The sequence below is a fragment of the Pseudomonas sp. RtIB026 genome, assembly GCF_016861355.2.
In the GTDB taxonomy this organism is placed as follows: Bacteria; Pseudomonadota; Gammaproteobacteria; order Pseudomonadales; family Pseudomonadaceae; genus Aquipseudomonas; species Aquipseudomonas peradeniyensis.
Genome location: NZ_AP023348.2, coordinates 3,589,498 through 3,601,683, shown reverse-complemented (window position 1 = coordinate 3,601,683; position 12,186 = coordinate 3,589,498). Strand labels below are relative to the sequence as shown.

At 67.5% G+C, this 12,186-nt stretch carries 15 protein-coding genes; 5 read left to right on the top strand and 10 right to left on the bottom strand.

The features are described 5' to 3' along the window. Positions 1–22 precede the first annotated feature (22 nt). Positions 23–445, bottom strand: coding sequence for a hypothetical protein (locus tag PRtIB026_RS16225; RefSeq protein WP_203646489.1), 423 nt, complete (start codon positions 443–445; stop codon positions 23–25). 64 nt (positions 446–509) lie between these two features. Beyond that, a complete protein-coding gene (locus tag PRtIB026_RS16220; RefSeq protein WP_203646491.1) occupies positions 510–1,418 on the bottom strand; it encodes a hypothetical protein in 909 nt (302 codons plus the stop codon). A 256-nt stretch (positions 1,419–1,674) separates the two neighbouring features. Between PRtIB026_RS16220 and PRtIB026_RS16215 the strand changes: the two genes are divergently transcribed. Next, a complete protein-coding gene (locus PRtIB026_RS16215; RefSeq protein ID WP_110739035.1) occupies positions 1,675–2,511 on the top strand; it encodes a bifunctional allantoicase/(S)-ureidoglycine aminohydrolase in 837 nt (278 codons plus the stop codon). Positions 2,512–2,703: 192 nt separating this feature from the next. Next, a complete protein-coding gene (locus PRtIB026_RS16210) occupies positions 2,704–3,303 on the top strand; it encodes an START domain-containing protein (protein ID WP_420713666.1) in 600 nt (199 codons plus the stop codon). A gap of 3 nt (positions 3,304–3,306) precedes the next feature. On the opposite strand, the gene PRtIB026_RS16205 is transcribed toward PRtIB026_RS16210, so the two are convergent. The 4 genes from PRtIB026_RS16205 to PRtIB026_RS16190 all read right to left on the bottom strand — a co-directional run bounded on the left by PRtIB026_RS16205 (position 3,307) and on the right by PRtIB026_RS16190 (position 7,693). Further along, positions 3,307–4,815: an MDR family MFS transporter gene (locus PRtIB026_RS16205; protein WP_203646495.1), complete on the bottom strand. Its 1,509-nt coding sequence runs from the start codon at positions 4,813–4,815 to the stop codon at positions 3,307–3,309. After that, positions 4,805–5,941, bottom strand: coding sequence for an HlyD family secretion protein (locus PRtIB026_RS16200; RefSeq protein WP_203646497.1), 1,137 nt, complete (start codon positions 5,939–5,941; stop codon positions 4,805–4,807). The genes PRtIB026_RS16205 and PRtIB026_RS16200 overlap by 11 nt, the downstream gene beginning before the upstream one ends. Positions 5,942–6,181: 240 nt before the next feature. Beyond that, positions 6,182–7,054, bottom strand: a complete 873-nt coding sequence (locus PRtIB026_RS16195) for an alpha/beta fold hydrolase (RefSeq protein WP_203646498.1) — start codon at positions 7,052–7,054, stop codon at positions 6,182–6,184. An 18-nt stretch (positions 7,055–7,072) separates the two neighbouring features. Next, a complete protein-coding gene (locus PRtIB026_RS16190) occupies positions 7,073–7,693 on the bottom strand; it encodes a LysE family translocator (RefSeq protein ID WP_203646499.1) in 621 nt (206 codons plus the stop codon). A gap of 245 nt (positions 7,694–7,938) precedes the next feature. On the opposite strand from PRtIB026_RS16190, the gene PRtIB026_RS16185 reads away from it, so the two are divergent. Continuing rightward, positions 7,939–8,418 carry a GNAT family N-acetyltransferase gene (locus PRtIB026_RS16185; RefSeq protein WP_203646500.1) on the top strand — a complete coding sequence of 160 codons (480 nt, stop codon included), beginning with the start codon at positions 7,939–7,941 and terminating at the stop codon, positions 8,416–8,418. Here PRtIB026_RS16185 and PRtIB026_RS16180 read toward each other — a convergent pair. Continuing rightward, positions 8,400–8,840, bottom strand: coding sequence for a general secretion pathway protein GspC (locus PRtIB026_RS16180; RefSeq protein ID WP_203646501.1), 441 nt, complete (start codon positions 8,838–8,840; stop codon positions 8,400–8,402). The two genes, PRtIB026_RS16185 and PRtIB026_RS16180, sit on opposite strands and share 19 nt — an antisense overlap. Before the next feature lie 115 nt (positions 8,841–8,955). On the opposite strand from PRtIB026_RS16180, the gene PRtIB026_RS16175 reads away from it, so the two are divergent. After that, the gene (locus tag PRtIB026_RS16175; protein ID WP_244670891.1) at positions 8,956–9,390 is read left to right on the top strand and encodes a GspH/FimT family pseudopilin; all 435 of its coding nucleotides are present in this window, start codon (positions 8,956–8,958) and stop codon (positions 9,388–9,390) included. Beyond that, a complete protein-coding gene (locus PRtIB026_RS16170; protein ID WP_203646504.1) occupies positions 9,387–9,980 on the top strand; it encodes a PulJ/GspJ family protein in 594 nt (197 codons plus the stop codon). Before PRtIB026_RS16175 ends, PRtIB026_RS16170 begins: the two co-directional genes overlap by 4 nt. Here the strand turns inward: PRtIB026_RS16170 and PRtIB026_RS16165 are convergent. The 3 genes from PRtIB026_RS16165 to PRtIB026_RS16155 are packed head-to-tail and all read right to left on the bottom strand — an operon-like array spanning position 9,973 to position 12,088. Continuing rightward, positions 9,973–10,875, bottom strand: a complete 903-nt coding sequence (locus PRtIB026_RS16165; protein WP_203646505.1) for a FecR family protein — start codon at positions 10,873–10,875, stop codon at positions 9,973–9,975. The two genes, PRtIB026_RS16170 and PRtIB026_RS16165, sit on opposite strands and share 8 nt — an antisense overlap. A gap of 29 nt (positions 10,876–10,904) precedes the next feature. Next, on the bottom strand, positions 10,905–11,447 hold the full coding sequence (locus tag PRtIB026_RS16160) for an RNA polymerase sigma factor (protein ID WP_028692228.1): 543 nt from the start codon (positions 11,445–11,447) through the stop codon (positions 10,905–10,907). Beyond that, complete coding sequence (locus PRtIB026_RS16155; protein WP_234561166.1) at positions 11,444–12,088, bottom strand: STN domain-containing protein; 645 nt, start codon at positions 12,086–12,088, stop codon at positions 11,444–11,446. The genes PRtIB026_RS16160 and PRtIB026_RS16155 overlap by 4 nt, the downstream gene beginning before the upstream one ends. Positions 12,089–12,186: the final 98 nt, after the last annotated feature.

The window sequence follows — 12,186 nt, the reverse complement described above, 5'->3', positions numbered from 1 at the left end:
TCCTTTATCAACTGACATCGACTCACATCAGGCAGTAGAACTCGCTGACCTCGGCGACGATCTCCCGGGCGGCATTGTACAGCCTTGCCTCAGGTGTCAGGGCCATGGAGCGGGCTTCGAGCACATAGCGCTGGCCGGCCTGGAAACCGGCGTAGTCGAGGGTCAGGTAGCATTGGCGGACCGTGGTGCCGCCCATCATGCTCAGCCCGCCTCCGCCGCTCGTTTCGTAGTCGAACCTGACCACCAGCTCATGGCTGCCGGGAGTCACCTGGAAGAAGCGGCCTTCGACAAGGCGCTGCTTGTCCAGGCGTTCGGCCAGCAGGACACGGTCGTTGGGAAACGGCAGCGAGAGGTCGACCCAGGCCATCTGCGGGTTGGCGGCGGGCATTGGCGCCTGGCAACCCGGGATGACGGTGATCAGCAACAACAGCATCAGCCGGCGCATGACAAAGACTCCTCTGGGGCCTGTATCAAGGATAGCGCCGTGGCCTTTGCAATGGAGGGGTTTGTCAGGCTTCGGGCACCCGTGGCAGGGATTCGGCCTGGGCGGTGCTCTGCGCAGCCGGCGGGGTCAGGCGCAGCACCCGGTCGCGGCCACCCTCGGCGAGCAGATAGCCGCCCCTGCCGTCCGGGACGATGGCCTGGGGCGCCTTCAGGTAGTTGAGCACCGTGTGACGGGTGCCATCGCCGTCGATGCGCAGCAGGCGCGCACGGTGGGTCGAGTCCTCACTGATCCACAACCCACGCTGGTCGCACAGCAGGAACGTCGGATTGCGCAGGCCCTCGACCACCACCGGGTCGGCGCCTTCGGCATTGTACGCACGAATCTTGCCGGTGGCTTTCTCGGTGTACAACAGGCGCCCGTCGGTGCAACGGGTCAGGCCTTCGGTTTCGGTCAGGCCCGCACGCAGCACATCGAGTTCGCCGCTGCGCCAGTCGTAGCGCATCAGCCGGCCATCGCCCTTGCGGTCCTCGATGGCGTAGAGATGTTCGCCATCGTTGTACAGGCCCTGCACATTGTTGCCTTCGAACAGCTGGCTGACCTGGCCGTTGCGCGACACGCTGACCGGCGCCCCGCCCACCTCCTGGCTGAACGCCCAGCCACCGTCGACGGCGACCATGCCGTCGGGCTTGGACAGGCCGTCGAGCAACACCACCCGGTCGCCTTCGGCGGTGATGCGCATGATGCTGCCCTTGCCGCCGTTGAGTTCGCGGCTGACCAGCAGGCTGCCGTCAGCCTGGGGCAGCAGCGAGGCAGCCCGGGTCACCGAGTTGTGCAGTACTTGCACGCCCCAGCCTTCGGCGGCCTGCACCGGGTAGAAGGACTGCCAGCCGAAGAAACCCAGGGTACAGGCTACCAGACCTCCGGCACCGGCCAGAGCGAGGCGGACAGCACGTTTGCGCAAGACAGGCATCATCGATTCAGCTCCGTGGAAGTGCTGGCGATGCTAGCAAGGTGATGTGAAAAAAATGTCATTGCCATAAAGCCTGGGAAACTTCCTACACCCGCACCATGAGAATACCGTCATCACATTCAGCAATTGGATACCGGGTATTCCAACATTTAATTTGTAGATGGCACAGCCACGCCCCTATGCTGGCGGTGCATCCCCTGCACGCACCGGCCGGTGTGGTCCAAGGCATGGGGAGAGAACAACAAAGTCGAGACCGTTCATGTCGAAACCTTCCTACTTCGCCCCCCACGGTGGGCACCCGGCTCAGACCGAGCTGCTGACTGACCGTGCCATGTTCACCGAAGCCTATGCCGTCATCCCCAAGGGCGTGATGCGTGACATCGTCACCAGCCACCTGCCATTCTGGGACAAGATGCGCATGTGGGTCATCGCCCGCCCGCTGACCGGTTTCGCCGAAACCTTCTCCCAGTACATCGTCGAAGTCGCCCCCGAAGGCGGCAGCGAGCGCCCTGAGCTGGACCCGAACGCCGAAGCGGTGCTGTTCGTGGTCGAGGGCGAGATCGATATCACCGTCGAAGGCAAGCACCACACCCTGGTGCCGGGCGGCTACGCGTTCCTGGCCCCGGGCGCCGACTGGAGCCTGCGCAACAACAGCAAGGCCAATGTCACCTTCCACTGGCTGCGCAAGCACTACCAGAAGGTCGAGGGCCTACCGGTTCCGGAGTCGTTCGTCACCCACCGCGACAACGCCACCGTCATCGAGATGCCGGGCACCGAAGGCGCCTGGAAGACCACCCGCTTCGTCGACATGGCCGACATGCGCCACGACATGCACGTCAACATCGTGACCTTCCAGCCGGGCGGGGTGATTCCGTTCGCCGAGACCCATGTCATGGAACACGGCCTGTACGTGCTGGAAGGCAAGGCGGTGTACCGCCTGAACCAGGACTGGGTCGAGGTCGAAGCCGGCGACTTCATGTGGCTGCGCGCCTTCTGCCCGCAGGCCTGCTACTCCGGCGGCCCGGGCCCGTTCAGCTACCTGCTGTACAAGGACGTCAACCGTCACGTGCACCTGACGCTCAATCCGCAGCGCTGAGGGCTTCAAGGTGACTCTGCAGGTGCCGCCAGGCCCTGCAGGTTACCTGTGGGAGCGGGTTTACCCGCGAATGCGTCGGTGAAGGCACTGCCGCATTCGCGGGTAAACCCGCTCCCACAGGTCGGTGGCTGCAACACCATGCATTCCCGGCCATACTGAGCGGACCACCCCTCCCGGCCCCACGCCATGCGCCTGCCTCGTCTCCTGCTTGCCCTGCTGCTCCTGCTGCCGACCACCGCATCGTTGGCAGACGACTGGCAACTCGCCCACCAGGAAGACGGCATCGATGTCTACCTGAGAAGTGTCGACGGTTCGCCCTACCAGCAGTTCCGCGGCATCACCCGGATCAAGGCCAGCGTCCGTACCCTGATCGACCTGCAGGAGAACCTGCGGGTGGCCTGCAAATGGCTGTACGCCTGCGCCGACATGCGCCTGCTGGAGGTGGACGGCGACACCACCTGGGTCTACCTCACCACCGCCCTGCCCTGGCCGGCCAAGCCCCGCGACATGGTGCTCAAGGTACGCACCGAGCGCCTTGACGACGACACCCTGGTCCGCCACCTGAGCGCCGAACCCGGGCGGGTGCCGGCAACACCTGGGCTGATCCGCGTGCGCCGGCTCAGCGGCGAGTGGATCATGCGCCCGCTGGGCGAGCGCGAGACCGAGGTCACCTATCAGCTGCGCGCCGACCCGGCCGGCGATGTGCCGGGCTGGCTGGCCAACCGCTTCGTCGTCGATGCGCCGATGGTCACCCTGAAGACCCTGCGGGCGGTGGCCGAGCGTCAGCCGTAATCGCTAGCGACTGCGCAGCAGCAGGGACGCCAGCGCACAACCGAGCAACGCCACGCACGACAGGTAGAACGCATCCGAGTAGGCCATCAGGTAGGCCTGCTCGCGCACGCTCTGGTCGATCAATGCCAACGTCTGCATCACCTGCGGCGACTGCGGGTCGACCATGCCGCCGGGCAGGCGTTGCTGCAACGCGCCATCGAACAGCGTCAGCCCTTCGCCCACCCGCACCGAATGAAAACGCTCGCGCTGCGACACCAGTTGCGTCAGCAACGCCGTGCCCAGCGCGCCGCCGAGGTTGCGCAGCATCGAGATCAGCGCCGAGGCGGAGCCTGCCTGGGCCTTGTCCAGGCCCTTCACCGCCAGCACCGACAACGCCACCATGATCAACGGCTGGCCGATGCCGCGCACCACGGTCGAGGGGATGATCACGTTGCTGCCCGAGTCCACCGTCAGCGTCGACCCCAGCCAGCAGCCCAGGGCCATGATGGCGAAGCCGCTGGCCACCAGCAGCTTGGCATTGAGCCAGCGCATCAGCCGTGGCAGCAACGGCGCCAGCAGTAGTTGGACCATGCCGTAGGCGATCAGGCTCTTGCCGATCTCGCTGGCGCTGTAGCCCTGCACCAGCGACAGGTAGTTGGGCACCAGGAACACCAGGCCGAAGGTGGCCGCGCCGAACACTGCCATGGCCAGGCTCGACACGCCGAAGTTGTAGCTGCCCAGCAGACGCAGGTTGATGAATGGTCGCACGCCCCACAGTTGGCGCTGGATGAACAGCGCCAGGGCGATCACCGCGACGAGGCTGAAGCCGACGATGAAGCGCGATTCGAACCAATCCTTGCGCCCGCCCTCCTCCAGCACCACCTGCAACGCCCCCAGCCCCAGCGCCATGGCGACGATGCCCAGCCAGTCCGCCTGGCGCAAGGCGCCGCGATCACCGGCCTGGCCCTTGATCGACCAGGCCACCGCCGCCAGCAGGGCCATGCCCGGTGGCAGTTGCAGCAGGAAGATCCAGCGCCAGGAGTACATGTCGGTGAGCCAGCCACCGATCGACGGCCCGGCGGCCTGGGCCACGCTGTTGGACAGGCTGAACAGTGCCATGCCCAGCGCCAGGCGGCTGGCCGGCAGCTCGGTGATGATCAGCTGCATCGACAGCGGGATCAGCACCGCGCCGGAGGCGCCCTGGATCACCCGCAGACTGATCATCGCCTCCAGGCTGCCGGCCATGGCGCAGCTCACCGAGCTGGCCAGGAACACCGCCGAGCCCACCAGCATCACTCGGCGCAGGGAGAACACCTGCACCAGCCAGGCCGTCAGCGGGATCATGCTGATCTCGGCCACCAGGTAGGCGGTGGAGATCCACGAGCCTTCCTCGAAGCTGGCCCCCAGCGCGCCCTCGATCTCGGGCAGGGCGGCGCTGGTGACATGCACATTCATGCCGGCCATGAAACAGCCGAACAGGCCGCCGATCACCGCCACCCAGGCGCGCAGCGAGACTTTGTCCTCAGCGCTCATGGCGGGCCTGCCGGGTGTCGACGGTGGCAATCACCGACATGCCGGGCAGCAGTCGTGGGCTGTCGTCGCCCTCCGGGTCGAGGTGGATGCGTACCGGAAAGCGCTGGACGATCTTGGTGAAGTTGCCGGTGGCGTTGTCCGGCGGCAGCAGCGCGAACACCGCGCCGGAGCCAGGGGAGACGCTGTCCACCGTGCCGCGCCAGTGCTGGCCGAAGGTGTCCACCTCAAGGGTCACCGGCTGGCCGGGGCGCATCTGCGCCAGCTGGGTTTCCTTGAAGTTGGCCACCACGTAGGCCTGTGCCACCGGCACCACCGCCAGCAGCGGCAGGCCGGGGGTGACGTACTGCTGCTGACGCACCTTGCGCTGGCCGACCACGCCGTCGAACGGCGCGCGGATCTCAGTGTCGGCCAGGGCGCTGCGGGCCAGATCGGCCTCGGCGCGGGCCTGGTCGAGGTCGGCCTGGCGTTGCAGCAGTTCGGCTTCCAGTTGCTTGCCCTGCTGTTCCAGCATCGCCTTGCGTGCATGCTGGCGGGCCAGTTCGGCGTCGGCGGCGCGCTGCATGGCCTGGGCCTGGATGCGGGTGGCGCGGGCCTGCTCCATGCGCTGCACACTGGCCGCCTGCCATTGCGCCAGGTGCTGGTAACGCTGCCAGTCGGCCTCGGCCCGCTGCGCCTCGCCGCGGCTGCCACCGCGTTCGGCGTCGGCGCGGGCGATGGCGTGGGCCTGCTCGTCCTGCTCGGCGACGAAGGCGCGCAGGCGCATGCGCTGCACCTGCAGCGCCGCCTCGCTCACTGCCAGCTGCGCCTCGGCCTTGCGCAGGCGGTCGCGAAAGTCTCGTTCGTCCAGGCGCACCAACAGGTCGCCGGCCTTGACCGTGGCGTTGTCCGCCACCGCCACCTCGGCCACATAGCCACTGACCCGGGCACTGATCGGCGCCCAGTCGGCGCGCACGTAAGCGTCGTCGGTCTGCTCCAGGTAACGGCCGTCAAGCCACCAGTAGCCGCCATAGGCCGCGACCAGCAGCCCCAGTCCCCCGGCCAGGCCGAAGCGCAGCAGGCGCTGACGACGCCGGGCGCGGGTTTGCTCGAGGGTGTGCTGGGGATCTGGGCTGACCGCCTGGTTCATGCTGGGCTCCATCCGTTGGGGGGGAGCGACAGGGTACGGAATCTGAGATTGTCGTTCGCTCGCGAATCGGCAAGCAATCGTCGCGAAATGGACAGCAGATCAGCGAATAGAGGTCCTGTAGGAGCGGCCTTGTGCCGCGAAAGGGCCGCAAGGCGGCCCCGGCGATCTTTGCGTACAGGCTGACATCCTGGGGCCGTTGCACGGCCCTTTCGCGGCGCAAGGCCGCTCCTACAGTAATGCTCAATCCTGCAGGAACGCCAGCACCTGCTCCGTGGCCATCGGCGGGTCTTCCTGCATGAAACAGTGCCCACCGGCCACCTGCTGCGCGCTCACCTGGGCATTGAGCCCCGCCAGGCGCTGTACCGAATGTGGCACGAAGGGATAGGTCTGCTCGCCGTACAGGATCCGCGTCGGCGTCTGGATACTGCCCAACTGCTGCCACATGCGCTCTGGGAACGAACTGAAGATCTCCACTTCACGGCTGGGCCGGCACTTGAGCACCACGCCTTCGCCGCAATCGCCGATGGCGTGCTCCACATAAGCCTGCAAGGCCGCATCGCTCCACCCCTTGAAGATCCCGCGCCCCTGCAGCGAGGCCTGCGCCGCCTCGCGGTCGGGCCAGTGGCTGCGGCGGGTGGCGGCCTTGCGCGCCAGGGCGTGGCGCCGGTGCAGGCCGACCATGGCGGCGGCGCCCATTACCCCGATCATGCGCCGGCTGAACAGCACCGGATCCAGCAGCACGGCGCGCTGGAACAATTTCGGCTCGCTGGCCAGGATCAGCCCGGTGAGCACGCCGCCGAAACTGTGGCCCAGGGCGTAACGCGGGACATCGCCATACTCGCCGCGCCCGGCCTCGAACGCCTCCACCGCCAGCGCCGCGCTGCGGTTCCAACCGCAAAAGGCGCCGCCGTGGTCACTGTCGCCATGGCCCTGCACATCGCTCAGCCACAGGTCGAAATGCTCGCCCAGGCGCATGAGCATCGGTTGGTAAACCAGGCTGCAGAAGCCGTTGCCATGCAGGAAGTGCAGCAGCGGCTTGCCGCTGGCGGGGGTTCGCCATCCACGCAGGCTAAAGCCTTCTGCGCATTCATGGGACCAGGGAATCAACTCCATCGACGGCACTCATCGGCTCTATGAAAACGCCGATTCTACAAACAGCAGCGGATACAGTGAAATCACCAGCAGCACGGCCATCAGGACATTGAACAGCACCACCGCGCGCGGATTGCGCAGCAAGTTGCGCAAGGCGCTGCCGAACATCACCCAGACACCGACACTGGGCAGGTTCACCAGGGCGAACACGGTGGCGATGACGATCACGTTGAATACGTAACCCTGGGCCGGCGTATAGGTGGTGATCGCCCCGATCGCCATCACCCAGGCCTTCGGGTTGACCCACTGGAACGCCGCGGCGCCCCAGAACCCGAGCGGCTTGCGGCTAGCGGCGCTGTCGCCGGACATCGGCCCGGAGGTGGCGATCTTCCAGGCCAGGTACAGCAGGTACGCCGCGCCCGCGTAGCGCAGGATGCTGTACAGCGGCGGCCAGGCCTTGAACACCTCGCCCAGCCCGAGGCCCACCGCCAGCACCATCACCATGAAGCCGACACTGATGCCCAGGGCGTGGGGAATGGTGCGGCGCACGCCGAAGTTGACCCCCGAGGCCAGCAGCATGGTGTTGTTCGGACCGGGGGTGATGGAAGAGACGAAGGCGAACAGGACGAACGCACTGAGCAGATCGAGGGAGGCAAGCATGGCGGCGGTTTCCGGCTTTTCTGATTATCGAAAGGCCACAGTAGCGGAGGGTTGGGGGGAATGACCGGTACAGTTGAATTAAATTGAGCAGATACACCCTTCTGTTTCATCCGAATGCATGCCTGCTGGCCGCCATGGATATACCGGCGCGGTAAATCTACCGCCAGACACCTGGCGATCTTCCTTCCTCTTCCCTGACACTACAGACCGTCTACGCACCTTATCAATTACAAGGAAGCCCCACCATGCCCGTGACCATCCGCCCTGCAGTCCGCAGCGACGCCACCCAGATCCTGGCCTTCATCACCGAGCTGGCCGACTACGAGCGCGCCCGCCACGAAGTGGTGGCGACCCTCGCCGACATCGAGCACAGCCTGTTCGACGAGAGCAGCACGGTGCGCAGCCTGGTCTGCGAGCGCGACGGCCAGGCCATCGGTTTCGCCGTCTACTTCTACAGCTACTCCACCTGGCTGGGGCGCAACGGCATCTACCTCGAGGATCTCTACGTCACGCCCCAGCAGCGTGGCGACGGTGCCGGGCGCACGCTGCTGCGGCATATCGCCCGCGAGGCGGTGGAGAATGGCTGCGGTCGCCTGGAATGGAGCGTGCTGGACTGGAACGAGCCAGCCATCGGTTTCTACCGCTCGCTGGGCGCCGAACCGCAGGACGAGTGGATCCGCTACCGCCTCGACGGCGAGCGGCTGCGTCAGTTCGCCGAAGGCTGAGGCGCCTCGCCCCAGAACGACGCCTGCGCCAAAACCGGCACCTCGACGCGGCTGCGCTGGCCGCCGCGCTCGATCACCAGGCCGCGGCCTTCGATGGCCACCAGGCGCACGCCGCGGGCCAGTTCCTCGCCGCTGCGCACGGCACGCGCGGGGCCACCGTCGATGCTGACGATGGCCACCGCGCCCTGGCTGCCGGCCATCACGCCGCTGACCTGAATCTGCACCTGCGACGGCAGGTCAGCGAACCAGCGCCCGGCCGGCGTTTCGCTCGACGCCAGGGCCTCGGCGGGTTGCAACCGAGCCACGTCCGCCGTGGACTGCAACAACAGGCTGGCCCAGGTCGCCAGTCCGGCGATGAGGGCCAGCAATCCCAATCCCTGCAACCACAGGCCGAGGGACAGGTTCGGACGGGTAATACGCATGGTCACGCGCTCCTTGTGTGCCTGCGACCGAGCATACCGACCTATTCTCACGGTTTTGTTTCACACGGCGATCATCTTGCTCGGGCAATCTGCCTGGCAGGACAAGGAGCGCCCCGTGAACGGACAACGTGGTTTCACCCTGATCGAACTGATGGTGGTGCTGGTAATCGTCGGTATCGCCAGCGCCGCCATCAGCCTGAACATCCGCCCCGACCCGGGCAAGCACCTGCGCGCCGACGCCGAGCGCCTGGCACGCCTGCTTGAACTGGCGCAGAGCGAGGTCCAGGCCGACGGCCAGCCGCTGCGCTGGCAAAGCGATCGCGACGGTTACCGATTCGTGCGCGCCGATGGCCAGGTACTCGCCGATGGCCCGTTCAAGCCGCGCCGCTGGCAGGCCGAGGCGGTCAAGGTGCAAAGCGAGCCCCCTGGCGCGGTGTGGCTCGACGGCGAGTGGATCGGCACGCCGCTGACCCTGCGTCTGCGCAGCGGCGCGCTGCGGGTGGAGCTGGCGCGCAACGCCGCCGGCCAGGTGCGGGTGAGCCAGCCATGAACCGGCAAACAGGTTTCACCCTGATCGAAGTGATGATCGCCATCCTGCTGATGGCGGTGGTCAGCCTGATCGCCTGGCGCGGGCTGGACAGCGTCAGCCGCGCCGACCGCCATGTACGTGAGGCCAGCGAGGACCAACAGGCGATCCTGCGGGTGTTCCAGCAGCTGGAGCGCGACCTGGCCCTGCGCGCCACCGTCGAACTGGTCGAGCCGCCCCTGCCCGGCCGCGAACCGCCGGGCAAGCCGTTGCTGCCCGCCGTGCGCGCCCGTGCCGATCGTCTTGAGCTGGTGCGTTCCGGCGCCGTCTCCGGCAGCGGCCTGCAACGGGTTCGCTGGTACCTGCGCGGCGGTACCCTGTACCGCGCAGCCGCGCCGCTGCGCGAGCGTTTTCCACTGCCCGCGCCCAAGGCCGCGGTGGCGGTGCTGGACAACGTCAGCGCCTTCGACCTGCGCAGCTGGCAGGCCAAGGGCGGCTGGCGCTCACCGGCCAGCGAGGCCGACGACAACCCCGTCGGGCTTGAGGTACGCCTGACTCGGCGCGGCCCTCAGGGCGAGGAGCGTTACCGCCAGGTGCTGGGCCCGTTCAACTGACCAGCACCACGCCGCCCGGCAACTCCAGGCAGCGTGCGCCATAGGCGACGCGGATCAGTTCGGCGGCCTGGCGCAACTGGTCGAAACTGAACCGCGCCTGTACCCGCCGGCGCCCCAGCGTGGGGTTGAGCAGCACCAGGCGTCCCGGGCGGTAGCGGTTGATCTCGTCGATCACCCGGGCCAACGGCGCGTCGCGGAACACCAGCATGCGCTCACGCCAGGCCATCACCTGGCCCGGGTCGAACGACTCCGGCATACCGATGCCTTGCGCGCCATAGCGCAGTTGGCGACCTTCCGGGAGCACCTCGATCCGGCCCTGGACGGCCACGCGCAACTCACCGCCCAGACAGGTGACGCAGACCCCCTCATCGTCCTCGCGCACGTTGAACCGGGCCTGCTCGGTGCTGATCACCCCATCCTGCGCCCGCACCTGAAGGGGCTGGCCGGCCTGCACCTCGATCTCGCCGGCGAGCAGGGCGATACCCTCGGCCTCGCGGCTGACCCGGGTGCGCACGTTCAGCTCAAGCTCGATCCCGGGCGTCAGCACTACCCGTTGCTGCTCGCCGATATCGGTGGCAAACGCCGGTGCCGGCGCCATGACCTCCTCGAGCAGTCCGCCACGCCAGGCCAGCAGCGCCACCGACGCCGCCAGCGCGCCGCCCAGCAACGCCCGGCGACCGAGCAGCGGCGCGCCCTGCCCGGCTTGTCGTGCTGCTGGGCCGAGCAGGTGCCAGAGCTGGCGGGCCTGGGCAAAGGCCTCGGCATGCGCCGGGCTGCGCGCGCACCACTGGCGCAGGGCTCGGGCATCGGCCTGGGTGGCCTGGCCGGACGTCAGCCGCAGCAGCCAGTCCTGGGCCTGGCGCTGCAAGTCGGAATCGGGCGGAATCTGGGACATGGGGCTCACATGAAGAGGTCGACTATCGTTCAAGACGGTTTTCCCGCGCCGGGACCGAACCGCTGAAACACTTTTCTGTCCAGGCGCATCGCGCAATGCCCCAGCGCCGCCTTGAGTTCCTTCTCCACCGTGCGCGTGGAGATGCCGAAGCGCTGAGAGATTTCCAGGTGCGAGGCTTCCTCCAGGCGGGCGGCGATGAAGATCCGACGACGCCGGGCCGGCAGCTCGTAGAGGGCGCCCAGCAGGTTCTGGATCTCGCGCTGGCCGCCGACGATGCGCGCCGGGTCCTGGTCTTCGGCCACCTGCAGCAGCGCTTCGATCTCGGCGCCAGTGAGCAGCCGGGCGTCGGCCTCGCGACGGTCGGCGGCGACGTTCAGGGCCATGCGGTACAGGTAGGCGCCGGGACGCTGCAGGTCGTGCGTCGCATCCATGCGGTCCACCCGCAGGTAGGTTTCCTGCAGCACGTCGTTGGCCAGGTCGTCAGAACCGAGCCGACGCCTAAGGCGTACCCTGAAGGCGTCATAGGAGGTCAGAAACAGCTTGACCAGCGCACTGTCCCGAGGTTTGTTCATGCCGCCGCAGCTCCTTGCGAAAGTGGGCAATCCATAGGTTCCGGACGCAGCAGCAGGGTCAGCGGCTGCGCCAGGGATGTCGGCGGCGCCTGTTCCAGGCGCACCGTGCGCAGGCGCTCGACCAGCGCGGCGTCGCGGGCGAAGTCGCCGGTCGAGGCCAGCAGGCGGCTCTGCACCAGTTGGCCGCCGGCATCGATCCACACCTGCAAGGCCGCCCGGTAAGCGCCCGGCCGGGTCAGCGGCGAGGCGCACAGGGCGCGTTCGACCGCGTGTTGCAGCGCCAGCGCATAACTGCCCGACGACAGGCCGCCGTTGCGCCCACGCCCAGCCGTGCCGCGCAGGCGCAGCGGTTGCAGGGTGAAGCCGCCGCCACTGTAGTGCGCCTGCAAGCCGGTGCCCTGCAACAGTCGCTGCAGGCCTTCGCGAGCCGGGTAACGGCCCAGGACCTGGCTGGAGCGCTGACCGGCGAGCAACGCCTGGTCGACCAGCACCGCCAGGCCGCTCTGCCGACCGAAGCTGTCCAGCGCCCGGTCCAGCGCCTGGGCCGGGATATCCAGGGTCAGCAATGGCTGGCCACGCAGACCGGGGGCCGCCAGCAACCAGGCCAGCATCAGCGCGCCGACCACGAGCAATGCACGCACAGATATCCGGGCCTCCTTGCTGGCCGCCGTCGCCGGGGAAACGTCATCCTGGGGCCTGTGTATGACGCTGTGGTGACAGCCTGCGGCAACCAAAACTT

Bases quoted from the DNA above. Each gene is read 5' to 3' on its own strand.
- PRtIB026_RS16225 (WP_203646489.1), bottom strand. From the start codon at position 445: ATGCGCCGGCTGATGCTGTTGTTGCTGATCACCGTCATCCCGGGTTGC.
- PRtIB026_RS16220 (WP_203646491.1), bottom strand. From the start codon at position 1,418: ATGATGCCTGTCTTGCGCAAACGTGCTGTCCGCCTCGCTCTGGCCGGT.
- PRtIB026_RS16215 (WP_110739035.1), top strand. From the start codon at position 1,675: ATGTCGAAACCTTCCTACTTCGCCCCCCACGGTGGGCACCCGGCTCAG.
- PRtIB026_RS16205 (WP_203646495.1), bottom strand. From the start codon at position 4,815: ATGAGCGCTGAGGACAAAGTCTCGCTGCGCGCCTGGGTGGCGGTGATC.
- PRtIB026_RS16200 (WP_203646497.1), bottom strand. From the start codon at position 5,941: ATGAACCAGGCGGTCAGCCCAGATCCCCAGCACACCCTCGAGCAAACC.
- PRtIB026_RS16195 (WP_203646498.1), bottom strand. From the start codon at position 7,054: ATGGAGTTGATTCCCTGGTCCCATGAATGCGCAGAAGGCTTTAGCCTG.
- PRtIB026_RS16190 (WP_203646499.1), bottom strand. From the start codon at position 7,693: ATGCTTGCCTCCCTCGATCTGCTCAGTGCGTTCGTCCTGTTCGCCTTC.
- PRtIB026_RS16185 (WP_203646500.1), top strand. From the start codon at position 7,939: ATGCCCGTGACCATCCGCCCTGCAGTCCGCAGCGACGCCACCCAGATC.
- PRtIB026_RS16180 (WP_203646501.1), bottom strand. From the start codon at position 8,840: ATGCGTATTACCCGTCCGAACCTGTCCCTCGGCCTGTGGTTGCAGGGA.
- PRtIB026_RS16170 (WP_203646504.1), top strand. From the start codon at position 9,387: ATGAACCGGCAAACAGGTTTCACCCTGATCGAAGTGATGATCGCCATC.
- PRtIB026_RS16165 (WP_203646505.1), bottom strand. From the start codon at position 10,875: ATGTCCCAGATTCCGCCCGATTCCGACTTGCAGCGCCAGGCCCAGGAC.
- PRtIB026_RS16160 (WP_028692228.1), bottom strand. From the start codon at position 11,447: ATGAACAAACCTCGGGACAGTGCGCTGGTCAAGCTGTTTCTGACCTCC.